Annotated in this window: 26 protein-coding genes; 16 read left to right on the forward strand and 10 right to left on the reverse strand. The window is 38.5% G+C overall.

Annotation, left to right across the window (positions count from 1 at the left end; genetic code table 11):
• Nucleotides 1–27 precede the first annotated feature (27 nt).
• The 10 genes from JET18_RS15320 to clpB form a co-directional block, all read right to left on the reverse strand.
• On the reverse strand, nt 28–1,032 hold the full coding sequence (locus JET18_RS15320; RefSeq protein WP_202092414.1) for a zinc metalloprotease: 1,005 nt from the start codon (nt 1,030–1,032) through the stop codon (nt 28–30).
• Between the two features lie 263 nt (nt 1,033–1,295).
• A complete protein-coding gene (locus JET18_RS15325; RefSeq protein ID WP_202092416.1) occupies nt 1,296–2,312 on the reverse strand; it encodes a zinc metalloprotease in 1,017 nt (338 codons plus the stop codon).
• Nucleotides 2,313–2,572: 260 nt separating this feature from the next.
• Nucleotides 2,573–3,214, reverse strand: coding sequence for a response regulator transcription factor (locus tag JET18_RS15330; protein ID WP_202092417.1), 642 nt, complete (start codon nt 3,212–3,214; stop codon nt 2,573–2,575).
• Nucleotides 3,211–3,996, reverse strand: coding sequence for a sensor histidine kinase (locus JET18_RS15335; RefSeq protein ID WP_202092418.1), 786 nt, complete (start codon nt 3,994–3,996; stop codon nt 3,211–3,213). The genes JET18_RS15330 and JET18_RS15335 overlap by 4 nt, the downstream gene beginning before the upstream one ends.
• A complete protein-coding gene (locus JET18_RS15340; protein WP_202092419.1) occupies nt 3,966–4,625 on the reverse strand; it encodes a hypothetical protein in 660 nt (219 codons plus the stop codon). The genes JET18_RS15335 and JET18_RS15340 overlap by 31 nt, the downstream gene beginning before the upstream one ends.
• Nucleotides 4,626–4,656: 31 nt before the next feature.
• Nucleotides 4,657–5,205, reverse strand: a complete 549-nt coding sequence (locus JET18_RS15345) for a hypothetical protein (RefSeq protein WP_202092420.1) — start codon at nt 5,203–5,205, stop codon at nt 4,657–4,659.
• Nucleotides 5,206–5,383: 178 nt separating this feature from the next.
• Nucleotides 5,384–6,385 carry a zinc metalloprotease gene (locus JET18_RS15350; protein WP_202092421.1) on the reverse strand — a complete coding sequence of 334 codons (1,002 nt, stop codon included), beginning with the start codon at nt 6,383–6,385 and terminating at the stop codon, nt 5,384–5,386.
• 271 nt (nt 6,386–6,656) lie between these two features.
• A complete protein-coding gene (locus JET18_RS15355) occupies nt 6,657–6,809 on the reverse strand; it encodes a hypothetical protein (protein ID WP_202092422.1) in 153 nt (50 codons plus the stop codon).
• 16 nt (nt 6,810–6,825) lie between these two features.
• The gene (locus JET18_RS15360) at nt 6,826–7,002 is read right to left on the reverse strand and encodes a hypothetical protein (RefSeq protein WP_202092424.1); all 177 of its coding nucleotides are present in this window, start codon (nt 7,000–7,002) and stop codon (nt 6,826–6,828) included.
• A 153-nt stretch (nt 7,003–7,155) separates the two neighbouring features.
• Nucleotides 7,156–9,750 (reverse strand): ATP-dependent chaperone ClpB, encoded by a 2,595-nt coding sequence (gene clpB / locus JET18_RS15365; RefSeq protein WP_202092426.1) that lies wholly within the window; start codon nt 9,748–9,750, stop codon nt 7,156–7,158.
• 374 nt (nt 9,751–10,124) lie between these two features.
• Here clpB and JET18_RS15370 point away from each other — a divergent pair, with 374 nt between their 5' ends.
• The 16 genes from JET18_RS15370 (at nt 10,125) to JET18_RS15445 (ending at nt 23,577) form a co-directional block, all read left to right on the forward strand.
• Entirely contained in the window at nt 10,125–10,733 is a 609-nt protein-coding gene (locus JET18_RS15370; protein ID WP_228728557.1) for a TetR/AcrR family transcriptional regulator, read from the forward strand.
• A 380-nt stretch (nt 10,734–11,113) separates the two neighbouring features.
• Nucleotides 11,114–12,430 (forward strand): phenylacetate--CoA ligase family protein, encoded by a 1,317-nt coding sequence (locus tag JET18_RS15375; RefSeq protein ID WP_202092428.1) that lies wholly within the window; start codon nt 11,114–11,116, stop codon nt 12,428–12,430.
• Nucleotides 12,430–13,515 (forward strand): 2Fe-2S iron-sulfur cluster-binding protein, encoded by a 1,086-nt coding sequence (locus JET18_RS15380; RefSeq protein ID WP_202092430.1) that lies wholly within the window; start codon nt 12,430–12,432, stop codon nt 13,513–13,515. Before JET18_RS15375 ends, JET18_RS15380 begins: the two co-directional genes overlap by 1 nt.
• An 83-nt stretch (nt 13,516–13,598) precedes the next feature.
• Nucleotides 13,599–14,537, forward strand: a complete 939-nt coding sequence (paaA, locus tag JET18_RS15385; protein WP_202092432.1) for a 1,2-phenylacetyl-CoA epoxidase subunit PaaA — start codon at nt 13,599–13,601, stop codon at nt 14,535–14,537.
• A 114-nt stretch (nt 14,538–14,651) separates the two neighbouring features.
• Nucleotides 14,652–14,933 carry a 1,2-phenylacetyl-CoA epoxidase subunit PaaB gene (gene paaB / locus JET18_RS15390; RefSeq protein WP_002981782.1) on the forward strand — a complete coding sequence of 94 codons (282 nt, stop codon included), beginning with the start codon at nt 14,652–14,654 and terminating at the stop codon, nt 14,931–14,933.
• 70 nt (nt 14,934–15,003) lie between these two features.
• Nucleotides 15,004–15,753: a 1,2-phenylacetyl-CoA epoxidase subunit PaaC gene (gene paaC, locus JET18_RS15395; protein ID WP_202092433.1), complete on the forward strand. Its 750-nt coding sequence runs from the start codon at nt 15,004–15,006 to the stop codon at nt 15,751–15,753.
• A 79-nt stretch (nt 15,754–15,832) separates the two neighbouring features.
• A complete protein-coding gene (gene paaD / locus JET18_RS15400; RefSeq protein ID WP_202092435.1) occupies nt 15,833–16,297 on the forward strand; it encodes a 1,2-phenylacetyl-CoA epoxidase subunit PaaD in 465 nt (154 codons plus the stop codon).
• 228 nt (nt 16,298–16,525) lie between these two features.
• On the forward strand, nt 16,526–17,326 hold the full coding sequence (locus tag JET18_RS15405; RefSeq protein WP_202092436.1) for an enoyl-CoA hydratase/isomerase family protein: 801 nt from the start codon (nt 16,526–16,528) through the stop codon (nt 17,324–17,326).
• An 84-nt stretch (nt 17,327–17,410) separates the two neighbouring features.
• Nucleotides 17,411–18,544: a 3-hydroxyacyl-CoA dehydrogenase NAD-binding domain-containing protein gene (locus JET18_RS15410; RefSeq protein WP_202092437.1), complete on the forward strand. Its 1,134-nt coding sequence runs from the start codon at nt 17,411–17,413 to the stop codon at nt 18,542–18,544.
• Nucleotides 18,545–18,686: 142 nt separating this feature from the next.
• Nucleotides 18,687–19,100: a PaaI family thioesterase gene (locus JET18_RS15415; RefSeq protein WP_202092438.1), complete on the forward strand. Its 414-nt coding sequence runs from the start codon at nt 18,687–18,689 to the stop codon at nt 19,098–19,100.
• A gap of 84 nt (nt 19,101–19,184) precedes the next feature.
• Nucleotides 19,185–20,390, forward strand: a complete 1,206-nt coding sequence (gene pcaF, locus JET18_RS15420) for a 3-oxoadipyl-CoA thiolase (RefSeq protein ID WP_202092439.1) — start codon at nt 19,185–19,187, stop codon at nt 20,388–20,390.
• A 132-nt stretch (nt 20,391–20,522) separates the two neighbouring features.
• Nucleotides 20,523–21,116, forward strand: coding sequence for an acyltransferase (locus JET18_RS15425; RefSeq protein ID WP_202092440.1), 594 nt, complete (start codon nt 20,523–20,525; stop codon nt 21,114–21,116).
• Nucleotides 21,117–21,158: 42 nt separating this feature from the next.
• On the forward strand, nt 21,159–22,001 hold the full coding sequence (locus tag JET18_RS15430; protein WP_228728558.1) for an alpha/beta hydrolase: 843 nt from the start codon (nt 21,159–21,161) through the stop codon (nt 21,999–22,001).
• An 18-nt stretch (nt 22,002–22,019) separates the two neighbouring features.
• Entirely contained in the window at nt 22,020–22,712 is a 693-nt protein-coding gene (locus tag JET18_RS15435) for a DUF6624 domain-containing protein (protein WP_202092441.1), read from the forward strand.
• On the forward strand, nt 22,709–22,978 hold the full coding sequence (locus JET18_RS15440) for a hypothetical protein (protein WP_202092442.1): 270 nt from the start codon (nt 22,709–22,711) through the stop codon (nt 22,976–22,978). The genes JET18_RS15435 and JET18_RS15440 overlap by 4 nt, the downstream gene beginning before the upstream one ends.
• Before the next feature lie 20 nt (nt 22,979–22,998).
• Complete coding sequence (locus tag JET18_RS15445) at nt 22,999–23,577, forward strand: transposase (protein WP_202092444.1); 579 nt, start codon at nt 22,999–23,001, stop codon at nt 23,575–23,577.
• The last annotated feature ends 70 nt before the right edge of the window (nt 23,578–23,647 follow it).

Genomic DNA, 23,647 nt, shown 5'->3' on the forward strand with positions numbered 1-23,647 from the left:
GCTTTTTTATTGAAATTAATGTGAATATTAATAAAGTCTCAATCCGGATCTGGCTCCGTTAGACGCCAATACCGACTGTACTCTTGTCTTTTGTCCTGCAGAGAACATGAACATAGCAGCATCATCTACATAATCCATATAATTCATAAACATTACAGATCTCTGAACCCCGCTGCACGTGTTATATAGCGGATAGGAAGGTTTTCCATAATTCGCGGTAGTCTGTGTAGGTGTATCTGAAACCTGGTCGTTACCACAGTTCGCATCACCCCAGATATGTCTCAGGTTTAAATAATGTCCCACTTCGTGTGTAGCAGTTCTGCCCAGGTTGAAAGGAGCGGAAGCTCCGGTTTTTCCAAAGTAAGGTGCTGCGATGGCTACACCGTCATTCCATAATCCTGCAGATTCAGGGAATGTGGCATATCCAAGGATGGTTCTTCCCTGGCTGGTCATTTTCCCAACAATCCAGATGTTTAAGTAATTGGCAGGAGTGGTAGCATCAATGCCGCCTTTTGAAGCTTTCTTCATATCATCGTTGGTTGCCCAGCTTGATTTGCTCGTTGACTTTCTTACCGTATTCACCAATCTGAATTTTACCTGCGTATTGCCGGCTCCTGCTGGCAGGAATTCAGATGGAATTTTATTGATGTCTGTGTTTGTTCCGCCAAAGTCGGCATTCAGAACGCTGATCTGTTCTGCGATTCTTGCATCAGAAACATTTTCTGCCGCTGTTTTATAGAGTACATTCACAACCACCGGAATTTCGATGCTTCCGTCCGGAAGAACTTTTCCAACTTTTAAATCATTAGCAAATTTTTCTGTGTTTGCTTCCAGAGTTGCAAATCTTTGTCTGAGTTCTGCATTGCCTTGTAAAGCCTCTTGTCTTACTTCTTCAGATGCACAGCCTCTTTTTGCCAGATCAGAGGATGAAATTTCGTCGTTCGCAGGGTTTTCATTTTGATTAGAAATGTTGTCGCTGTTACAGGCTGACATGAAGCTTAGTACGATTGCGCCAAATAGTAGTTTTTTCATAAGTTTTTTTTAAGTTTAAGAAGATGAATTTAAAATATTAAATAGTATTACACAATAGTATTTTTAATATTTTATTAAATTAATCACATTATTGTTTGTTAATTGTTATGTTTATCATATTAAATTATTTAAATATATGATATTATGTTAATTTGAGATTATGGGTAATCATAAATACTTTTTATTTTAATTCCATTAGAAAAAAACAGCCCGAACATTCATTCAGGCTATTTCTTTATTTGAAAAATTAATATGGTGTGTACTTATCTTAATCCTGCTCTTGGACCAGCAGCGGCAACTACTGCCTGCATTCTTGTTTTTTGGTTCGCAGAGAACATAAACATTGCTTTATCATCCACATAATCCATGTAGTTCATGAACATTTGAGAACGGCTTACTCCTCCGCAAACTCTGTTTAAAGGATAAGATGGAGTTCCGTAGTTAGGGCCAGGAGAAGTCGGTGTGTCGTTAGAATAATCGGTCTGACATCCCGTATTGGAAGATCCCCAAAGGTGAGGAAGGTTTAGGTAGTGTCCCACTTCGTGAGTTACTGTTCTTCCTAAATTAAACGGTGCGGAAGCTCCTGTTTTTCCAATATACTGATAACCTATCACAAGACCGTCATACCATAATCCCGCAGATTCAGGATAGTATGCGTACCCAAGAGTTCCGGGTTGGTTGTCCTCATCCAGAATGGAATTAACAACCCAGATATTCATATTTTTGGTTGGATCAGTAGCATTGATACCTCCGGTTGTGGATTTCTTCATTTCCTCAAGATCAGATCTCCAGGCTGTTTTTGAGCTCTGCTTACGGTTGGTTGCTACCAGTTTGAAACTGATTTTTACATTACCGGCAGCAGAAGACTGAAATGCTGCAGGGATTTTATTAATGTCAGAATTGGTTGCTCCGTAATCTGCATTCAGCACTGCAATTTGTTCTGCAATTCTGGCATCGGAAACATTTTGGCCGGAAGTGTTATAGATGACATTGAAAACTACCGGGATTTCAACCGTTCCGTCTGGAAGAACTTTACCCATCTGAAGGTCTCTTGTGAAATTTTCAGCCTGCAGCTCATTTGCCTCAAATCGGGCTCTTAGTGCAGGGTCTTTTTGAAGGGCTTTTTCTCTGATGTGGTCTGAAGGGCAGGATCTCTTGGAAGCGGTAAGGTTGGCAGAAGCGCCTGATTCCTGAGAAATCTCCTCCTGGTTGGAAATATTATCACTGTTACATGCTGACATGAAGCTCAGAACGAGAGCTCCGAATAATAGTTTTTTCATAATATACTGTAAATGGTTTGGTCTCCAAATTTATATTATAAAAAATTAATACGCAAAACATTTTGAAAAATATTTAAATATTTTTCATCTAATACCTATTCTTGTTGAATATTATTTACTAAATATTGAATTTAGTTGAATTTTAATCATATCACTATTGAGTGTTTAAATATTTTATTTTATAAGTTGATTTTATTTAAAATAATTATTTAAAATATCAAAATTGATTAAAATTTTTAATGTGAATTTTATTTTTGAGTCTAACCTGCAAAACCGTTTTTAATAGCGAAAACAGCAAGGCCTACACGGGTTTTCAGATCCAGTTTGTCGCACAGCTGGTCGCGGTAGCTTTCTACGGTTCTCGGACTGCAGCACATTTTATCTGCAATTTCTTTGTAACTCAGCTCAGTGACAGTATATTTCAGGAATTCTCTTTCTCGGTCTGAAATTCTTACTGCATTTTCACCTTCTTTATCCTTGTTGAGATTAGAGAATATAATTTTTGAAGCCCATTCCGGATAGAAAAAACCGTCTGCATTGAGCTTTGTTAATGCGGTCTCCAGATCTTTTGGGTGCGTGTTTTTTAACAGATATCCTTTTGCTCCGTTTTTGATCATTTTAATGACACTGTTGTCGTCGCCCTGCATACTTAATGCCATCACTTTGATTTCCGGGTGGTTTTTCGTCAGCCAGGCGGCTGTTTCAAATCCATCCATGATGGGCATACTGATGTCCAATAGAATGATGTCTGGAATTTTAGCATCATTTTCGAACTTATCAATCAGGTCTTTGCCGTTTTCGCATCCGTAAATTACTTCGAAATCATTAAAATTATCAATGATTCCTTCCAATGCTTTGGCGATAAGGACGTGGTCGTCAACAATTACGATGGTTTTTTTCATGGCTGTTTCTTTAAAATAATATTGAGTTCGGTTCCTGTGTTTTCGTGGCTCTCAAAACTGAAATCAGCGCCTATGATGGCGGCTCTGTTTTTCATATTCGTAAGGCCGATACCGTTGGATTTTACTTTGCTGTTGTCGAATCCGGTTCCGTCGTCCTTCAGATTGAGTTCCCAAAGGATGTCTTCGGAAGTGTTCAGATTGATGAAGATATTCTTGCAGTTGGCGTGTTTGATGCTGTTCTGAATGAATTCCTGTGTGATTCTTAAAAGTACGTTTTTGTGGACAAATCCCAGATCCAGTTGCTTGAAATTATGTTCAAAAGTCACTTTGCATCTTTTGAAAGTGTTGGTGTTGTCTACCTCTTCCTGAATCAAAGTTACGATTTCCTTTTGGTTTATATTATCGTCTGTCAGTGTTTTTGAAAGGCTTCTGAGGTCCTGCAGAGACTGGTTGATAATCTGTGAAACCTGATCTATTCTTTCGCTGACCTCAGGAACCCGGTTTTCGTAAAGAAGCTGCTGGGTATACAGGCTGACTAAGGTGAGTTTCTGGCCGATATTATCATGAAGTTCCCGGCCTATCTGCTGCATGGTAGCCTGCTGAATTTCAAGCTGGGTTGCCAGAAGTTCCCGCTTGTGAATTTCGTTCTTGACTTCAATTTCGTTCAGGTATTCTTTTTTACGCTGCTGGTATTTCCTGATGTAAACTATTATCGCGGATACAAACAGCACAAAGAATATATTGAATAAAATTAATACGATGATGAGCTCTGTTTTCCCCATATAAATGAAATTGAGAATAATAGATACATGATAATTCCTGACATGAGAAAATAGGAAAAATAAATGTCATGAAGTTCCCTGTATTCCTTGATAAGATTAAAGAAGGTCCAGAATGGCAGTGTTCCTATGTAAAATAACGTAACTCCCAGGTTGATATAAAACATTTTATTCCTGCTGAAGTTCAGGATTTCAGAAGAATTAATCTGTTTGTAATATTCCATAATCACTAGTACCATTAAGAGCAGGCATCCCACTGTATAATTAAAGGATAAAATAATCTTTTTGGTGATGAAGAAGAATTCACTGGATACAAATGACAGTAAATACAACAGGGACATGGCATAGAAAAGCTTTGGCTTACCCAGTGATTTTGCAGCATAAAGCCAATAGAAGAAAAGGAATTCAAGAGGAATGACAAAAAAATTATAAAATTTCTGCTTATTGTAGTCTATGACTAAGTCTCCCCATTTTCCCATCAATTCAGACAGAAACATGATAATAAGATAAATAGAGAAATACTTCCAATATCCTTCCTTATTACTGCGGTTATAATAAATAACCGATATAAGGGCAGCGAGTCCTTCTGCCCAGATCATAGAATCCTGGAGTAATTTCTGAAATTCTGTCATTGTTTAGTATATGGTAAGATGTGTTTATGTATTAAGGAAATTGCTCTGTTTTTGGGCTTTCCGGTGGAGATAACACTCCATGGTTTTCTGCGATAGTATCTGGCTTTAGCTCTGTTGGTCCTTTTTTAGTTTTAGCTGCCATTGCTAATACTGATCCGTCGGTTGAAGGGCAGAAATCATAATGAAGCATTTCACCATTTTCATCCTCTTTTTTCAAAGTAGGAATCATAACCAGGGTGTGTCTTTCTGCATATTCTTTTTCTACAGGATGGCTTTCCATAATAGCCCAGTCTTCAGCTTTTGGATAAGCGGCATAGTAGAATCTGATCCCCAAATGATCTTCAGGAACATCAGGGTTTACTTTTTTGGCTTCGTTTTCTATCGTGGCAATGAAATTTTTCAGTTTAGGAAGGTCAAACCATATGGAGTGGGAGTCGGTAATTCCTAATTCCTTGTTGACTGCCTGCATCTGGTGGTTTCTGTAATTTGAAATTAACTTCTGAACAAGATCTGTAGCAATGGTGTTTGCACCTGAAAGGGCTTCAGGTGAATCAGCCTCTAAAGTAGGTTTTGTTTTCATAACGTTAGTTTTATAAAAGAATGTTAGTTAGTAGCGCAAATTTCGTAAAATTTTATGTTAAAACGCATGTGTTTTTTCCCCTTAATTCTCCGTGTTTTTACGGATTGTATAAAACTTGAAAAAAAATAAGTCTCCAAAATTAATCGGAGACTTAATATACTAAAATTTGATAATGTGCTTACAGTATTCTCAATCCGGCTCTTGGTCCGTTAGCAGAAATAGAGGCCTGCATTCTGTCGTTTTGTTTTTTGGTAAACATGAACAGTGTTGTTTCATCAGAATAATCCATATAGTTCATGAACATAGTGGAACGGGATACACCGCCGCAGGTTTCCATTTTAGGATAAGACGGAACACCTCTGTGAAGAGTGATCTGCTGTGGCGTGTCATCTACGAAATCGTTTCCACAGTTGGCATCACCCCAGATATGTCTAAGGTTCAGATAATGTCCTACTTCGTGTACTGTTACTCTTCCTTTGTTATGAGTAGCTACCGGTCCGCCTTCACCTACATACTCGTCCATCATAACAACGCCGTCATTCCAAAGTCCTGCAGATTCAGGGAAAGTGGCGTACCCAAGTACGTATCCGGTTTGGTAAGGCATATAGTTTACTACCCAGATGTTCAGGTATTTGGTAGGGTCTGTAGCATTGATTCCTCCTGTAGAGGTTTTCTTCATATTATCATTAGGAGCCCAGTTGGAAGTAGTGGTAGATTTTCTGTTGATCTGAGCCAGTCTGAATTTAATCTTCGTGTCTCCTGCATTTAAAGGCTGGAATGCAGAAGGAATGTTGGAAACATTAGCGTGAGTTGAAGCGAAAGCTTTGTTCAGTACATCGATCTGTGAGTTGATTCTCGCATCAGATACATTATTTGTTGAATTGGTGTAAAGAACATTGAAGATCACCGGGATTTCAACACTTCCATCCGGAAGAACCTTGCCCATCTTTTTCTGTTCGATGAATTCGGCGGTGTTGTTCTCTATCTGCATCATACGCTGTGCTGCATCCGGATTTTCTGAAAGGAACTTTTGTCTTACTACATCCGAGCCGCAAATGGCGCCGTCTTTAGCAAGTGCTGTGGATTGATCCTGAATTGGATTTTCTGCGGTAGGATTTTCTGTTTCATTGTTACACGAAACAAAAAGAGTAATCAATACTCCTAATACTGCTTTTTTCATAAAATTGATATTTTGTGGTTTGGTGTATCACAAATGTATGAAAAATATGTATTGGTTATATATTATTTAATATTTTAACATTATTTATGTTAAAATAAGTATTTTATTGTAATTTAAATTATTCTTTATTTTTTAATTTTTATTGAAAATTTTTCACATTCTATTTAAAAAAATAATATGAAACACATGAGATTAAAATTTACCATGAAAAAAATAATTTCACCCAAAAGACAAAAAAACCGGAAAAATAATTCTCCGGTTGGTGTTCTTATTAAATGCATGGATATCTTTTCGGGTCTCTGCAGATGTATCCGGTGGAACAGCACAGGCCAGGCGGGCAGTTCATATCAATATCACATTCTGTAATCACAGCTGCCACACCGCCGCTGATTTTCTTTAAATCATTTCTTTTTAACTTTTTCATATCATGATTTTATGGATTAATCAATAAGGCTGGGACGGCATTCAATTTGCCCGCAGTTAATGTTTATCTGTGAACAATGTTCTGTGGCACAGGTTCCGCTGGTAGAGCCATCAGGGTAAATTAATATATTGCAGCTGCAGTCAATTTTTCCTCCCAAAATGGTTTTTAATGAACTTCTTTTTAGTTTTTTCATGTTGATTTTGTTTTAGTTAGTAATTTATTTGGTTCTATAAATATACAAATATTTCACTATGATTGGATAATTTTAGGCATTCAAAAAAAATAAGTGATGCAGATTGGGCTGCACCACTTACTTACAAAAATAATATATATGAAAAAAACTACTTTATTGGTCTGTCGGTCTGAAAACCAAACCTGTTTCTTCGAAATAATCTAAAGTGATTCTGTCGCCATCATTCACCGTTCCTGCAAGAATCTCTCTGGATAATTTATTTAAAACTTCCTGCTGGATCACTCTTTTCAGAGGTCTTGCTCCGAAAGAAGGATCATATCCTTTATTCATCAGGTAATCTACCGCATCCTGAGTAGCGGTCATGATAATGTTTCGTTTCGCAAGCATATCATTATAACCTCTCAACTGATACTGAACAATTTTTCCGATCTCTTTTTTATTCAAAGGCTGGAAGAGTACCACTTCATCAATTCTGTTCAGGAATTCCGGACGCAGCGTCTGTTTCAGAAGATCAAACACTTCATCTTTTGTTTTATCCACAATCTCGGCCTGATTTTCATCCGTAATATTTTCAAAATTCTCCTGAATCAGATGGGAGCCTAAATTGGAAGTCATGATAATAATCGAGTTCTTAAAGTTCACCACACGTCCTTTATTATCTGTCAGACGTCCGTCATCCAATACCTGAAGTAAGGTGTTGAAAACATCCGGATGCGCTTTTTCAATTTCGTCCAGAAGAACCACAGAATAAGGTCTTCTTCTTACCGCTTCCGTCAGCTGTCCGCCTTCATCATAACCCACATATCCCGGAGGAGCTCCTACCAGTCTGGAAACACTGTGTCTTTCCTGGTACTCACTCATATCGATCCTTGTCATATTATTCTCATCATCGAATAAATATTCCGCTAAAGCCTTGGCAAGCTCAGTTTTCCCCACACCCGTTGTTCCTAAGAATAAGAAAGATCCGATGGGTTTTTTATCATCGCTTAATCCTGCTCTGTTTCTTCTGATCGCATCCGCAACCGCTCCGATCGCTTCATCCTGTCCTACGACACGGTGGTGAAGTTCACCTTCAAGATTCAGCAGCTTCTCTCTTTCCGACTGGATAAGCTTGGTAACAGGAATTCCTGTCCATTTCGCGATCACTTCAGAAATATTTTCAGAAGTCACTTCCTCTTTAATTAATTCATTCTGATGGTTTTGCATCTCCAGTTCGAGTTTCTGCAAAGCATCTTCCTTTTCTTTTATTTTTCCGTACTGAATTTCTGCAACTTTCGCATAATCACCGGCTCTTGAGGCTTTTTCTGCTTCCAGTTTTAAAGATTCAATATCTTTTTTAATCTGTGTTAAATCCTCAGATTTTTGTTTCTCCTTCAGCCATTTTGCATTGATCTCATTCCTTTCCTCAGAAATCTTGGCAATATCTTCCTTCACATGATCGATCTTGGTTTGGTTGCCTTCTCTAGAGATCGCGGCCAGCTCAATTTCCAGCTGCATTAATCTTCTGTCCAGCACATCAAGTTCTTCCGGTTTTGAATTGATCTCCATTCTCAACTTGGCGGAAGCCTCATCGATAAGGTCAATCGCTTTATCCGGTAAAAAACGGTCTGAAATATATCTTTGGGACATTTCCACGGCAGCAATAATCGCTTCATCTTTGATTCTTACTTTGTGGTGGGCCTCATATTTATCTTTAATTCCACGTAGGATAGAAATAGCGGATTCCGTATCCGGTTCTTCCACCATTACTTTCTGGAAACGTCTTTCCAGTGCCTTATCTTTTTCAAAATATTTTTGATATTCATTTAAAGTAGTGGCACCGATCGCTCTTAATTCTCCTCTTGCCAAAGCAGGTTTCAGGATATTGGCTGCGTCCATGGCACCTTCACCGCCTCCGGCACCTACCAGAGTGTGGATCTCGTCGATGAACAGGATGATCTGTCCTTCAGATTTGATCACTTCATTCACTACAGATTTAAGACGCTCCTCAAATTCTCCCTTATATTTTGCACCTGCAATCAACGCCCCCATATCCAGTGAGTAAAGCGTTTTGTCCATCAGGTTTTCAGGAATATCTCCCGAAATAATACGGTGTGCGATACCTTCAGCGATCGCTGTTTTACCTACACCCGGTTCCCCGATCAGGATAGGGTTGTTTTTTGTTCTTCTCGAAAGGATCTGAAGCACTCTTCTGATTTCCTCATCACGCCCGATTACGGGATCCAGTTTTCCTTCCGCTGCTAATTCATTGAAGTTCTTAGCATATTTATTTAAGGATTGATAAGTCTCTTCCGAACTTGCAGAAGTAGCCTTGCTTCCTTTTCTTAATTCTTTGATGGCGCCTTCCAAAAGACTTTTGGTGACTCCCATGTCCTTCAGCATCTTGGATACCTCAGAACTGGTTTCCAGTAAAGACAGCCATAAGTGCTCGATGGTTACATACTCATCACCCATCTTTTTAGCCACATTCGGGGCATCAAGCAAAACTTTGTTAGCTGACTGCGAAAGATAAATATTGCCTCCCTGTACTTTTGGAAGATTCTCAATATTTTCACGGTTGCGTTCCCGTACTAAAGTGGCATCTGCTTCAGATTTTTTTAATAGGAAAGGCGATATATTTTCATCTACCTGAAAAAGTCCTTCAAGTATATGTTGAGGTTCGATACTTTGATTGCCAAATTCCAGAGCGGTCTGCTGAGCGGCCTGGATGGCTTCCTGTGATTTTACTGTATATTGGTTTAAGTTCATATGTTGTATTTTTGGTATTCAGATTTAAGACATCAGATTTCAGACCATAAGTCTTGATTTAATATTAATTTTTCAATGCAATATCTGAAGTCTGACGTCCTTCAATCTTGTTCAATTATTTAATCGGTTACTCTACCGCAAAAAGTATTCAATTATTGAATTTATAAAAAATATGGACAAAATTTCCGAAATACCTATTTTTGTAATCAAATTCACTTGACAAAATTTCCGATTCTGATAGATTTGTATTAAAATAATGGAATAACCGTCACATTGAAGAAAAAAATGGTAACCCTTTAAAACCTAAAATAGGTTAGCAAAAGAAAATTCCCGCTTGCGTGTTTAAAATCATAAGGTTAAATTAAAAATATTAATTGAGAATAATTACTTTTGCATTTTACCAGATGGAACTTAAAGAAAAACAAAGGAAAATTTTAGATGTAGCAGTAGAGCTTTTTAAAGAGAAAGGCTATATGGGCAGCTCGGTGCGCGACCTGGCCACTAAGCTAAATATAAAAGCTGCATCACTGTACGCTCATATCCGTTCAAAAGAAGAGATTCTGGAGTGGATCTGCTTTGGAATAGCACAGGAATTTTTCGATGAGCTTCAGGAGGTGAAAAATACGGACATTGCTCCGAAACACAAACTGAATCTGTTTCTGGATAAACATTTATCAGTGGTTCTCCAAAACCGTGACGTTACTCACATATATTCCAATGAATGGCGACACCTTGAAGAAAGGCTTCCTGAATTTATTGAACTGAGAAAAAATTACCAGGAAGAAGTGGAGCAGCTTATTTCTGAGATCTACACCGCTGAAAACTGGGAACTGAAGTCACCTACCTTTACCACGAGATTCATTCTGCATACCCTTAATAATTCTTATTTCTGGTTCAAAAGAAATACCGAATCCACCACTGAAATTACCGATGAAATCAGGGAAAAGCTCCTGTATGGCTTACTAGGAAATCAAAAGCAATAATTTTACCACATAAGGAACAAAAGTTTTTAAATAACTTCAGTTTAATTTTAAGCTGAATGTTTTAGTGCTGAAAACGTTTTTTTTATCCTTGGCAAGGTTTTAAACCTTGCCAAGGATATTGAGGAATGAAGCGACCTAATATTTGCTCTCTTCTAAGTATGAGCTATGATTAAGGTATATTTACTGAAAAAAACTTATTGTTTCCACCTAGAGGCTTCTCTCATAACTTAAATATTTGGTCCTGTTTACGGGTGAAATAACTCATTGTTTCACTGCTTGGTTATTTAGAATCATTCAAAATATGACAAAAGTCATAATAATTTGGTCAGATGTGAAAATCTTTTTAAATTTACACCTAACAAATGTTAGTTAGTTAGGATATGGATTTTTCAGTTGAATATTTAAAGCTCGACCAGTTGAGACAGCTTCAGTCTGGCCGATTGACAGATCTGGTCGGTTATCTTGAAGAGAGATCGGAATTTTATAGAGGAAAATTGAATGAAGCAGGAATATCTCCACAAGATATAAGGTCGATCGAAGATATTACGAAACTTCCAATTACTTATAAACAGGATTTGAGGGACCATTACCCGTTCGGATTATTTACAGTTCCGAAGAATGAGCTGCAAAGGATTCACTGTTCCAGCGGAACTACGGGAAAGCCTACAGTAGTGGGATACACGAAAGAAGATGTAGATCTTTTCAGTGAAGTGGTGGCAAGATCGTTATATGCGGCGGGAGCAAGACCGGGAATGCAGCTGCACAATGCCTACGGATATGGAATTTTTACCGGAGGATTAGGACTTCATTACGGTGCAGAAAAACTTGGGATGAGTGTTCTTCCGATTTCAGGAGGAATGACCGCCAGACAGGTGGATCTTATTATAGATTTTAAGCCCGAAGTGATCTGCTGCTCACCATCATATGCTTTAACGATTGCAGATGAATTTACAAAACGTGGAATTTCCGCTGAAGAAATCAGTCTGAAATATGCCGTATTGGGTTCTGAACCGTGGACTGAGATTATCAGAAGCCACATTGAGGAAAGACTGGGTCTTCATGCCACCAATATCTACGGATTAAGTGAGATCATTGGCCCGGGAGTATCCATGGAGGATTTTGAGGAAAAAGGAGGTTCTTACATTTGGGAAGATCATTTTTATCCTGAAATTTTAGATCCGGTAACAAAACAGCCGGTTCCGTTCGGGGAAGAAGGAGTCCTGGTGATTACTACCTTAACGAAGAAAGCAATGCCGCTATTACGTTACTGGACGAATGATATCACAAGCCTTTACTATGATGAGAATGCAAAAAGAACCATGGTAAAGATGAGACCCATCAAAGGAAGAACAGACGATATGCTGATTGTAAGAGGGGTAAATGTATACCCGAGCCAGATTGAAGAAGCATTCTCCCACGTAAAAGGAGTAGTTCCGAATTACTATCTGACGCCAATTGAAAAGGAACAGATGTGTGTGGCATTAGATATCGATGTGGAAATTGATGACGAATGGGTGAAAACACAAAAAATAGATGCTGATACCGATGATTATTTTAATTTTGTCGGCAGCTTTGGAAAAAACATAGAAAACGAAATAAAAAAGAGAGTAGGAATTACGACCAAAGTGAAAATTCATGCTCAGGACAGCCTGCCGAAGTGCGAAGGCGGAAAAATTAATAGAATACTTAAAAAATAATGAATTCATTTTACAAACTTAAAACGGTAAAAGTTCAGAAAGATACTCCTGATGCGGTAAACGTAGCAGTAGAAATACCTGAGGAGCTGAAGGATAAATTCAGGTTCAAGCAGGGACAGTATCTTAATTTCCGTATGATGATCGACGGGAATGAGGAAAGACGTTCTTACTCTATCTGCAATGCCCCGAGCGAAAAAAGCAATACACTGGAAGTACTGGTAAAGCTTTTGGAAGGCGGAAAAGTTTCAGGGTATTTCAATGAACATCTTCATATGGACGAACTGCTGGAAGTAATGCCTCCAATGGGCGGTTTCAATACTTCTTACCATCCTACCAATGTGAAAACCTATGTAGGTTTGGCAGCGGGAAGCGGTATCAGCCCGGTTTTATCCAATATTAAGGAAAGTCTTTATCAGGAGCCGAACAGCTGCGCTTATCTTTTCTACAGCAACAGAAGTATGAATCATGTGATGAAAAGAGCTGAGATTGATAAGCTGGTAGAGCATTTCAACGGAAGACTGAAAGTCATTTACCTGGTCAGCCGCGAAAAGCATGAAGACCCTGTATTTGAAGGAAGAATTTCTGCTGAAAAACTGGAGCTTCTGTTTGACAGATATACCGATATTGATGTAAAAGAAGCGACTTATTTTATCTGCGGACCTGCAGAAATGATCAAAGGGATCGCAGATTATTTAAAGAAAGACAAAAAAGTTCCTGCCATCCAGGTGCTGTTTGAATACTTTACAGCTCCTGACGAAGAAAATTCGGAGGAAATGAGTGATGAGTTCAAAGCCATCGCCAATATAGAAAGTATGGTAACGGTGATCATTGACGATGATGAATATTCGTTCCACCTGAATTCCAAAAAAGAGAGTATCTTAGATAAAGCATTAAAAGACAATCTTCCCGTGCCATTTGCATGCAAAGGAGGAGTGTGCTGTACGTGTAAAGCCGAAGTTCTGGAAGGAGAAGTTTTCATGGAGAAAAATTTCGCGCTTACCGAAGACGAAGTAGCCAGAGGTTACGTTCTGACGTGTCAATGTCACCCGACAACGAATGTGGTGATGCTTAATTATGATGTGTAAAAATTAATGTAACAATCTAATAGTTTACCAGTGTAACAATCATTGGTACATTGTTAAACTGATACATTGCTAAATTGAAAATTATGGATTTAGAAAAATTTGTTCAATACGTTCACGACGAAAATAAAGTGGAACCAAAAGATGTAATGCCGGATGATTACAGAAAGCTCTTGGTTCGTCAGATTTCACAGCACGCACATTCTGAGATTGTCGGAATGCTGCCGGAAGCCAACTGGGTTTCCAGAGCACCTTCATTGAGAAGAAAAATGGCTCTTTTAGCTAAGGTTCAGGATGAAGCAGGTCACGGGTTATACCTGTATTCTGCAACCGAAACCTTAGGAAACGGAACCATCAGAGCAGACAGAGATGCTACTTACGAAGATATGTTAGAGGGTAAAGCAAAATACTCAAGTATTTTCAACTATCCTACATTGAGCTGGGCTGATATCGGTGCGATCGGCTGGTTGGTAGATGGTGCAGCCATTATGAACCAGGTGATGCTGATGGGGAATTCTTATGGACCTTATTCAAGAGCGATGGTGAAAATCTGTAAAGAAGAATCTTTCCACCAAAGACAAGGCTACGAAATTCTGATGGCACTTTGCCGTGGAACAAAACAGCAGAAAGAAATGGCTCAGGCTTCGCTAAACCGTTTCTGGTGGCCGGCTCTAATGATGTTCGGTCCTAATGACGACAGCTCGCCTAACTCTAAAATCTCAATGAATTACAGAGTGAAAAGAGAAAGCAACGACAGTCTTCGTCAGAGATTTATCGACGTTACCGTTTCTCAGGCTGAATTCCTTGGTTTAACCGTTCCGGATAAAGATCTGAAGTGGAATGAGGAAAGGCAGCATTACGATTTCGGAGAACTTCCTTGGGATGAATTCATGGAAATCTTAAAAGGAAACGGACCTGCAAACAAAAAGCGTATCGAAACCAAAAGAAAAGCTCAAAGAGAGAATTCCTGGGTAAAAGTGGCGGCAGTAGCTTTTGCAGAAAAACAACAAAAAGAAGTAATATAATAATGTAACAATATACCAATGTAAAAATGTAACAATCATTGTCATGCTGAGCTTGTCGAAGCATCTCATTGGTAAACTGTTACACTGATACATTGTTAAATTTAGAATTTGACTATGGCAAATTTAGATATGTGGGAAGTGTTTATTCAGACTAAACCGGGATTATCTCACAAACACGTAGGAATAGTACAGGCACCAACAGCAGAAATGGCCCTGCAAAACGCAAGAGACGTCTACACCAGAAGAAAAGAAGGAACTTCCGTTTGGGTGGTTCCAAGTAAATATATCGTGACTTCAGAAGGAGTAGACAAGGAAGCTTTCTTTGATCCGGCAGATGACAAATTATACCGTCACCCGACGTTCTATGAAATTCCTAATGATGTAAAAAATATGTAATAAAGAAGTTAGAAGTTAGATTCTGGAATTTAGTCTAATTTCTAACCTCTAATTTCTAAATTCTATAAAAATGAATCCACTATATAATTATTTATTAAAGTTTGCTGATGACAGCTTCATCATGGGACAAAGACTGTCTGCATGGTGCGGCGAAGGTCCTTATCTGGAGGAAGATATTGCCTTGACAAACATCGCATTGGACGAACTCGGGCAGGCCAATAACTTTTATGTGTATGCATCAAGAGTTGCCGACAACGGTAAAAGTGAAGACGATTTAGCATTCCTAAGATACGAGCACGAATATGTGAATGCCCACTGGGTGGAACTTCCTAATGAAGATTACGCACAGACCATTCTTAAGGTATATGTTTTCTCTGTTTATCAGAAATTAATGTACGCAGCACTTTCAAATTCCGCTGATGAAGAACTTGCTGCTTTGGCTCAGAAATCTTTGAAAGAAGTAAGATACCATTACACCCACGCTTCTTCCTGGATGAAAATTTTCGCTCAGGGAACAGAGGAAAGCCGCGAACGTCTGGTAAAAGCTATTCAGAATATTTGGGAATATACCAAAGGATTATTCGCGAAAGTAGAAGGTGAGGATGATTTAATTGCTTTAAACATCGCTCCTGATGTTGACGAATTATACAAAGAATTTGTAGCCATTACCACTAAAGATTTCCAGGAATACGGATTGGAATTCCCGGAAAATCCATTTATGCAGCCAAAATCAAGAACAGGATATCATACAGAATATTTCGGATTTATTCTTTGTGAACTTCAATATATGCAGAGAGCTTATCCGGGATGTACCTGGTAGATGATATACCAATGAATCAATGTACCAGTGTAGCAATAATTGTTACATTGATACACTGTTAAATCGTTAGATTAAAATTTTGAATAATTTATTAAACATACTATCCCAGGTTCCCGATCCCGAAATTCCGGTGATCAATGTTGTGGAATTAGGTATTGTAAGAGAGGCAAAAGTTACCGGTGAAAATACCTGCGAAGTAACCATTACGCCCACTTACTCTGCTTGTCCAGCCATGTTCACTATTGAGGAAGATATCACGAAGATTATGAAGGAAAACGGCTGGAATGCCAAAGTGGTAACCAAAATGTTTCCGATATGGACAACAGACTGGTTAACGGATGAAGCGAGAGAAAAACTTCGTATTTACGGAATTACACCTCCTGAAAAAGGAGCGGACGAACATCACATCGGGAAACCGAAAAAATGTCCGAGATGTGGCTCTATGAACTCAAAACAGATCAGCAGATTTGGATCTACCTTGTGTAAAGCCTCTTATCAATGCTTAGACTGTCTGGAGCCGTTTGATTATTTTAAATGCCACTGATTAATGTAACAATGGATCAATGTACCAGTTTACCAATGCCGGAATAATTGTTACACTGGTACATTGATACATTGCTAGATTATTTGATGTTATGCAGAACTATTGATTATTACATTGTAAAACTGTTAGAATGTTACATGAGAAGGATTGCCACATTATTTTATATTGTTAAATTAGAGCAGTGTAAATTTTTAATTCTTTAATCAACTAATTTTTAAATTTTAAACCATGTATACACAACTTGATATTGAAACGCATTTTGACGGAAAACTGAAAATTGCTTACCTCAATCAGCCGGAAACCATGAACGCGCTTACAAAACCATCTTTATCAGATCTGAAAGATTTTATTAAAGAGTGCAGCGAAGACCCAACAGTAAGATGTGTGGCACTTTCAGGGAGAGGAAGAGCTTTCTGCTCCGGTCAGAATCTGGATGATGCTTTCGTACAGGGTAACGAACACCATGATAACGATATCATCAGAAAAATTGTAGTGGATTACTACAATCCTCTGGTAACAGAAATCACGCGTTGTAAAAAACCTGTTGTGGCATTGGTAAACGGCCCTGCAGTAGGAGCAGGTGCGATGCTGGCATTAATCTGTGACTTTGTTTTGGCAGTAGATAAATCTTATTTTTCTCAGGCTTTCTCAAATATCGGATTGATTCCTGATACGGGCGGAACTTATTTCCTTCCAAAATTATTGGGAAGACAGTTAGCCAATTATTTAGCATTTACGGGTAAAAAATTATCTGCAGAAGAAGCTAAATCTTACGGTTTGGTGGCTGAAGTATTTACAGAGGAAGAATTTGCTCCAAAATCTATGGAGATTCTTGGTAAAATGTCAAATATGCCGACTGCCGCTCTTAAATTAACCAAAAAAGCATTTGCTCAGTCTTACAACAATACATTGAAAGAGCAGCTTGAACTGGAAGGTGATCTACAGCAGGAAGCCGCAGAAACAGAAGATTTCATAGAAGGAGTAAACGCCTTTTTACAGAAAAGAAAACCTGATTATAAAGGAAAATAAATTATAGAAGCTAGAGATTAGAAGTTAGATATTAGTAAGTATGGAACCTAACTTCTAACTTCTGGTTTCTAATATCTATAAAAAATGAAAAATATTGGAATTATTGGGGCAGGAACCATGGGTGTAGGAATTGCTCAGGTGGCTGCAACAGCGGGATGCAAGGTCGTTTTATTCGATGCCAATGCGCCGCAGATTGATAAAGCATTATCAGGCTTGGAGAAAACCCTTCAGAAATTAGTGGAAAAAGCTAAAATTTCTCAGGAAAAAGCCACAGAAATCAGAAATAATATCGTTAAAGGTGAAGCTTTACAGGATTTGAAAGACTCAGATCTTGTCATAGAAGCCATCATCGAAAACAAAGACATAAAAACCAAAGTATTTACAGAACTTGAAACCTACGTTTCCGAGGACTGTATTATCGGTTCCAACACATCGTCCATTTCTATCACCTCTCTTGGTGCGGAATTAAAGAAGCCTGAGCGTTTCATTGGAATTCACTTTTTCAATCCGGCTCCATTGATGCCTTTGGTTGAGGTGATTCCATCTTTATTAACAGAAAAATCTTTAGCGGAAAAAATGTATAACCTCATGAAAGAATGGGGTAAAATTCCTGTTATAGCCAAAGATATTCCCGGATTTATCGTCAACAGGATTGCACGTCCTTACTACGGGGAAGGTTTGAGAATTGTTGAAGAAAATATCGCAACACCGGAACAGGTAGACGAAGCCATGAAAACATTGGGGAACTTTAAAATGGGCCCTTTTGAATTGATGGATTTAATTGGAGTTGATGTGAATTTTTCAGTAACCACAACGGTTTACAAAGACTATTTCTACGATCCGAAATACAAACCCTCTCTTCTTCAACAAAGAATGTCGGAAGCTAAACTTCACGGCAGAAAAACAGGCAAAGGATTTTATGATTATGCCGAAGGAGCAGAAAAACCTGTTGCTCAGAAAGACGAAGCATTATATCAGCAGATCTTTTTAAGAATCATTTCCATGCTGATCAATGAAGCCGTAGAAGCCAAAAGATTAGGCGTTGCCAACGATGAAGATATCGAGCTGGCCATGCAGAAAGGAGTAAACTATCCAAAAGGATTACTGGCATGGGGAAAAGAAATCGGGTATTCAAAAATCTCCGAAACCCTGCAAAACCTTTACGAAGAATATCAGGAAGAAAGATACAGACAAAGTCCTTTACTTCGTAAAATGTAACAATATAAAAATGTACCGGTGTAACAATGAGTATAGAGTCTTTATTATAAAAGCGGGGAGTCCCGAAGGGACGACTTACCATAGAATCGGATACAATCCGATTTATGTAAAAGAAATGGTTACATCGATAAATTAAAGAATTATGAATCCAAGGCAAGTTGCAGATTATATGTTCAATCAGGATTATTTCTCCCAGTGGATGAATATCAAAATGATTGAAGTCAAAGAAAATTATTGTTTACTGGAAATGCCCATCAAGAAAGATATGATCAATGGGCTGAAAACCGTTCATGGAGGGGTTACATTTGCTTTTGCAGATTCTGCACTGGCATTTTCGTCCAACAGTACCGGAGATGCAGCCGTTGCCCTGAACTGTATCATCAATTTTACCAGAGCGGGAAAAGAAGGTGACGTTTTCAGAGCAGAGAGCATACTGGTGAATGATACCAGAAAAACAGCCGTTTACGACATTAAAATTACCAATCAAAACAATGATTTGATCGCGAAATTCGTCGGAACGGTCTATAAAATCGGAAAAAAAGTAACTGAACTATAAACTAAATGTACCAATTTGAAAATGTACCAATGTACCAATCCAATTGTTACATTGTTAAACTGATACATTGTTAAATTAATAAAAATGAACAACGTATACATCATAGACTACGTAAGAACTCCAATTTCAAAACTGCAGGGTGGATTATCAGAAGTAAGAGCCGATGATCTGGCGGCAGTAGTCATCAAAGAAGTTATGGCCAGAAATCCTGAAGTGCCTGCTGAGGAAATTGAGGATGTTATTTTCGGATGTGCCAACCAGGCAGGAGAGGATAACCGTAACGTAGCCCGTATGGCTCTTTTGCTGGCCGGACTTCCTTACAAAATAGGCGGAGAGACGGTTAACAGACTTTGTGCTTCCGGAATGTCGGCGGTAGCTAATGCTTTCCGTTCCATTGCTGCAGGAGAAGGTGAAATTTATATTGCGGGTGGAGTAGAACATATGACGCGTTCTCCTTACGTAATGTCTAAGCCGGGTGCCGCTTTCGGAAGAGACAGCCAAATGTTTGATACCACTTTCGGATGGCGTTTTGTGAATCCGAAGATGAAAGAAATGTACGGAGTAGACGGAATGGGAGAGACCGCTGAAAACCTTGCGGATATCCATCAAATCAGCAGAGAGGATCAGGATAAATTTGCTCTTTGGTCCCAGCAGAAAGCAACAAAGGCTCAGCAAAGCGGAAGACTGGCGGAAGAAATTGTAAAAGTTGAGATTCCACAGAAAAAAGGCGAACCTAAAATTTTTGATCAGGATGAATTCATCAAGCCGACATCTTCTATGGAAGGTCTAGGAAAACTTCGTCCGGCTTTCAGAAAAGAAGGAACGGTAACTGCCGGAAATGCTTCAGGAATGAACGATGGAGCAGCTGCTCTTATCCTTGCCAGTGAAGAAGCGGTAAAAAAATATGGTTTAAAACCAAAAGCGAAGATCTTAGGGTCTGCCGTAGCTGGTGTAGAACCCAGAATCATGGGAATCGGACCTGTAGAAGCTACCCGGAAATTATTGAAGAGATTAAATCTTTCTCTTGAAGATATGGACATCATCGAATTGAATGAAGCATTTGCAGCACAGGCATTGGCTGTGACCAGAAGTTTAGGCTTAAAAGATGATGATTCAAGAATAAATCCAAACGGCGGGGCTATTGCAATCGGGCATCCGCTTGGAGTTTCAGGAGCAAGAATCGTAGGTTCTGCTGCCATGGAACTGGAAAAACAGAATAAGAAATATGCATTGTGTACCCTTTGTATCGGTGTCGGACAGGGGTATGCAATGGTCATTGAAAAAGTATAACTTTTTCAATAATGTAACAATATAAAAATGTATCAATGTAACAATTCCTTCTATGCCGAGGTTGTCGAAGCATTTCAATTGGTAAACTGTTAGATTGATACATTGTTAATTTAAATTTTTAACAAAAATTTTATGAACATCTACTCATACCACGGTATCCGTCCCATCATCAAGCCCTCTGCCTATATTCATCCGCAGGCGGTAATCATCGGGAATGTAGAGATCGGCGAAGAAGTATACATCGGTCCAAATGCGGTGATCCGTGGCGACTGGGGGAAAATTATCATTAAAGATGGTGCGAATGTTCAGGAAAACTGTACCCTTCACGTATTCCCGAATATAGAAACCATTCTGGAAGAGTCGGCTCATATTGGGCATGGCGCGATCATCCATTCGGGGCATATCGGTAAAAACTGTCTTGTGGGAATGAATTCCGTAGTGATGGATAAAGCCGTTATCGGTGATGAATGCATTATCGGGGCTTTAGCTTTTGTTCCTGCAAACTTTACATGCGAACCCAGAAAACTGATTGTAGGAAGCCCTGCCAAGATCATCCGTGATGTTTCAGATGAAATGATCCATTGGAAAACAGAAGGAACCAAGCTCTATCAGCAGCTGGCAAGAGAAGGAAAAGAAGCAATTCTTCCGTGTGAACCGTTCTCGCAATATGTGGAACAGACCGCTACCAAAACTGTGGATTACAGCATCTGGGCGGATTTAAAATAAACTTTTAAACCTTATTCAAAACTGATAAGGTTTTATGATACAATGAAAACGAATATGATCAAAAAGATGCTCATTGCCTGTAGTATGCTGTTTGCTTTTCAATTCATGGTTTTAGCCCAGAATGAGAAAGTAAAACCGTTGACTATCGGGGAGGTCAGAACACTCAAGTCTAAGATCTTAAATGAAGACAGAATTCTAAATATTTATCTGCCACAAGGTTTTGATAAAGCAAAATCATACCCGGTGATCTATCTGCTGGATGGCTCAATGAACGAAGACTTTATCCATGTTTCGGGATTAGTACAGTTCTTTAACCAAATGTATGCAATGCCGGAAACCATCGTAGTAGGAATCGCCAATATCGACAGAAAACGCGATTTTACCTTTCATACCGATCTGAAGGATTTACAGCAGGATTATCCTACAACAGGACATTCGGATAAGTTTATTGATTTTCTGGAGAAAGAATTACTCCCTTATGTAGGAAGCCAGTACAAAACAACAGAAAAATATATATTCGGACAGTCGCTGGGTGGTCTTTTGGCGACAGAAATTCTGTTCAAAAAGCCGGAAATGTTCAATAACTATTTTATCATCAGCCCAAGTTTATGGTGGGATGATCAAAGTTTATTGAAACAGGCTCCGCAATTGCTTTCCAAAAGCCCGGATACGAAGAAATTTGTCTATGTTTCAGTAGGAAAAGACGAACATCCTGTGATGGTAAAAGACGCAGGAGATTTGTACGAAACGCTTAAAAAAGCAGGCAAAAAGAACTGGACTGTGGAATATAAAATGATGGAAACAGATAACCATGCCACCATCCTTCACAGAAGTTTGTATGAAGGTCTGGTAAAGTTGTTCCCGTATAAAGAACCCAAAAAATAATCAACCAAAAACGCGAGTATGAGATATCTATTGACAGCGGTTTTCTTTTCTGTTTTAATGAACGGCCAGAAAACCGGAGAAAAACCTCTCAATCTTGAACTCAAAAAAGAGCTTGCACAGATCTATAAAGATGATCAGATCTACCGTGAACTGATGCAGCCCAATATTACACCCGAAAGAAAAGCAGAGATCAGAAAAGAGAGAAACCTCTCTACAGAAGACGTGAGTACGGGGCTGATCAAATTGATGGACGATCAGGATCAGAAGAATCTGGTTAAAGTTGAAAAGATCATTGAAAAATATGGCTATCCAGGAAAATCTATGGTGGGTGAACCTGAAAATTATGCCGTATGGTATGTCATTCAGCATTCCCCCAAAATTGAAAAATATTTTCCTCTGATCAAAAAAGCAGCAGATGAAGAAGAACTGCCATTCAGACTTTATGCTATGATGCTGGATAGAAAGCTGGTCTATGAAAATAAAGAGCAGATCTATGGAACACAGATACGTTCGGTTTTTTCAACAAAAAACGGAAAAACGGAAACGCTGTCATTTGTATGGCCGATAAAAGATCCGGATCATGTCAATGAACTGAGAAAAAATTCCGGATTTGGCAGCACCATTGAAGATTACGCGAAAGGTGCAGGAGGCTTCGAATACAAAAAATATAGCTTGAAAGAAGCGGTAGACCTTCTTCAAAAAAAGAAATGACAGATCGTCTGAAGAAATACTGGTTTTTCCTGTTGATTGCGCTTATCGGGCTCAATTATGCAGGATTCCATTTTTTATGGGAATCAGTAGGTATTTCCGATGCTCTGGAACATGTGGAATCAGAAACCGTGATCCGGAAGCTGAAACAGAAAGACTTTTTCTATACCCTGTTTGCAGATGCAGTCCTGATTCTGGATTTTTCTATTGTTCTGCTGTTGCTGTTTATAGGTGGGAGAAAGATCATTCAGATTATTATTAAAAAATAATATAGAGTTAATAAAGAAAAATGGCCGGAACAGAGCATTTTGAGTCAGGATTTATTTATCACATATACTCGCATGCCAATGGGAAAGATTTACTTTTCCTGGAGGATAGCAATTATCAGTATTTTCTGGACAGACTTTTAAAATATATAGGCCCGATAGCAGACATTTATGCTTATTGTTTAATGCCAAACCATTTTCATTTATTATTAAGATTTAAGGATTTAATGAATGATGAGATTAGTAATGAACATCAATATTTAATGAAACCATTCAGTAACTTTCTGAATAGTTATGCTAAAGCTTACAATAAAAAGTATAGCAGGAAAGGAGCGCTTTTTCTTGATTTTCTGAAACGAAAGAAAGTTCAGGATGAGAAGTATCTGCTTAAATTATTGCATTACATTCATAATAATCCAATACATCACGGTTTTGTCAGTCAAGCTGAAAAATGGAAGTACTCATCATATAATTCATATTTAAATACAGAAAAACCGAGTAGTATTGAAAGAAGGGAAATTTTGAAATATTTCGATACGAAAGAAGATTTTCTGGGTTATCATAAATCTAATGTAGAATATGATTTTCTGGATTTAGAATAAACGCCCACAAACCTTATAGGTTTCAAAAACCTATAAGGTTTTAAAGAAAAAGTAGGATTTAAAGACATTA

This window comes from Chryseobacterium endalhagicum (assembly GCF_016745235.1).
GTDB lineage: Bacteria > Bacteroidota > Bacteroidia > Flavobacteriales > Weeksellaceae > Chryseobacterium > Chryseobacterium endalhagicum.

Excerpts from the sequence above, each read along its gene's own strand:
- JET18_RS15320 (WP_202092414.1), bottom strand. The coding sequence starts at position 1,032 with ATGAAAAAACTACTATTTGGCGCAATCGTACTAAGCTTCATGTCAGCC.
- JET18_RS15325 (WP_202092416.1), bottom strand. The coding sequence starts at position 2,312 with ATGAAAAAACTATTATTCGGAGCTCTCGTTCTGAGCTTCATGTCAGCA.
- JET18_RS15330 (WP_202092417.1), bottom strand. The coding sequence starts at position 3,214 with ATGAAAAAAACCATCGTAATTGTTGACGACCACGTCCTTATCGCCAAA.
- JET18_RS15335 (WP_202092418.1), bottom strand. The coding sequence starts at position 3,996 with ATGGGGAAAACAGAGCTCATCATCGTATTAATTTTATTCAATATATTC.
- JET18_RS15340 (WP_202092419.1), bottom strand. The coding sequence starts at position 4,625 with ATGACAGAATTTCAGAAATTACTCCAGGATTCTATGATCTGGGCAGAA.
- JET18_RS15345 (WP_202092420.1), bottom strand. The coding sequence starts at position 5,205 with ATGAAAACAAAACCTACTTTAGAGGCTGATTCACCTGAAGCCCTTTCA.
- JET18_RS15350 (WP_202092421.1), bottom strand. The coding sequence starts at position 6,385 with ATGAAAAAAGCAGTATTAGGAGTATTGATTACTCTTTTTGTTTCGTGT.
- JET18_RS15355 (WP_202092422.1), bottom strand. The coding sequence starts at position 6,809 with ATGAAAAAGTTAAAAAGAAATGATTTAAAGAAAATCAGCGGCGGTGTG.
- JET18_RS15360 (WP_202092424.1), bottom strand. The coding sequence starts at position 7,002 with ATGAAAAAACTAAAAAGAAGTTCATTAAAAACCATTTTGGGAGGAAAA.
- clpB (WP_202092426.1), bottom strand. The coding sequence starts at position 9,750 with ATGAACTTAAACCAATATACAGTAAAATCACAGGAAGCCATCCAGGCC.
- JET18_RS15375 (WP_202092428.1), top strand. The coding sequence starts at position 11,114 with ATGGATTTTTCAGTTGAATATTTAAAGCTCGACCAGTTGAGACAGCTT.
- JET18_RS15380 (WP_202092430.1), top strand. The coding sequence starts at position 12,430 with ATGAATTCATTTTACAAACTTAAAACGGTAAAAGTTCAGAAAGATACT.
- paaA (WP_202092432.1), top strand. The coding sequence starts at position 13,599 with ATGGATTTAGAAAAATTTGTTCAATACGTTCACGACGAAAATAAAGTG.
- paaB (WP_002981782.1), top strand. The coding sequence starts at position 14,652 with ATGGCAAATTTAGATATGTGGGAAGTGTTTATTCAGACTAAACCGGGA.
- paaC (WP_202092433.1), top strand. The coding sequence starts at position 15,004 with ATGAATCCACTATATAATTATTTATTAAAGTTTGCTGATGACAGCTTC.
- JET18_RS15405 (WP_202092436.1), top strand. The coding sequence starts at position 16,526 with ATGTATACACAACTTGATATTGAAACGCATTTTGACGGAAAACTGAAA.
- JET18_RS15410 (WP_202092437.1), top strand. The coding sequence starts at position 17,411 with ATGAAAAATATTGGAATTATTGGGGCAGGAACCATGGGTGTAGGAATT.
- JET18_RS15415 (WP_202092438.1), top strand. The coding sequence starts at position 18,687 with ATGAATCCAAGGCAAGTTGCAGATTATATGTTCAATCAGGATTATTTC.
- pcaF (WP_202092439.1), top strand. The coding sequence starts at position 19,185 with ATGAACAACGTATACATCATAGACTACGTAAGAACTCCAATTTCAAAA.
- JET18_RS15425 (WP_202092440.1), top strand. The coding sequence starts at position 20,523 with ATGAACATCTACTCATACCACGGTATCCGTCCCATCATCAAGCCCTCT.
- JET18_RS15430 (WP_228728558.1), top strand. The coding sequence starts at position 21,159 with ATGAAAACGAATATGATCAAAAAGATGCTCATTGCCTGTAGTATGCTG.
- JET18_RS15435 (WP_202092441.1), top strand. The coding sequence starts at position 22,020 with ATGAGATATCTATTGACAGCGGTTTTCTTTTCTGTTTTAATGAACGGC.
- JET18_RS15440 (WP_202092442.1), top strand. The coding sequence starts at position 22,709 with ATGACAGATCGTCTGAAGAAATACTGGTTTTTCCTGTTGATTGCGCTT.
- JET18_RS15445 (WP_202092444.1), top strand. The coding sequence starts at position 22,999 with ATGGCCGGAACAGAGCATTTTGAGTCAGGATTTATTTATCACATATAC.